Origin of the sequence: Pseudomonas sp. 51_B, from assembly GCF_017491595.1 — a bacterium.
In the GTDB taxonomy this organism is placed as follows: Bacteria; Pseudomonadota; Gammaproteobacteria; order Pseudomonadales; family Pseudomonadaceae; genus Aquipseudomonas; species Aquipseudomonas promysalinigenes.
This window is the reverse complement of sequence record NZ_JAFGYW010000434.1, coordinates 1-440: the sequence shown is the minus strand read 5'-3', so window position 1 is coordinate 440 and position 440 is coordinate 1. Positions and strand designations below refer to the sequence as shown.

The following is a 440-nucleotide window of genomic DNA, read 5'->3' as shown; positions in this document are numbered from 1 at the left end:
AGCATGCAGCGTTCCCTCGTCGGAAGCCGGAATCGGCGGATGGCGGGCGATCCGGCAGGCGAACCGGCGAGTGATCCGACGCGATCTAGAACGAATGACGCATCCCTAGCATCGCGGCGGTCGTCGCGAGCCCCGGCGCGACCGGCTGCCCGTACGCCAGCATCTGAGCCATCGTGCCGCGATTGTCGACGCGCCCCCCCTGCGCATATAGCGTGGTGTGCTTGGACAGCTCGTAATCGGCGCCGAGCACGATCGACGTCGACCGGTTCGCCGAACGGTTCCGGTCCTTCAGGTAGTAGACGCCCGAGCTCACGCGAAAGAACGGCGACACGCGGTAGCCGCGCCCGAACGCGAACATGTCGAGGTTCACGCGATCGCCGCGCGCGGGATTCCGGCCGTTGCCGTACGACGCCGACACCGCGACATCCTTCAGCTTGTAC

General features: G+C 66.8%; 1 protein-coding gene. It reads right to left on the bottom strand.

Going from position 1 to position 440, the window contains the following annotated elements; translation table 11 throughout:
• Nucleotides 1-85: 85 nt before the first annotated feature.
• Nucleotides 86-440, bottom strand: a 355-nt coding sequence (locus J5M56_RS25600; RefSeq protein WP_207938136.1) for a porin, incomplete at its 5' end; no start/stop codon positions are given.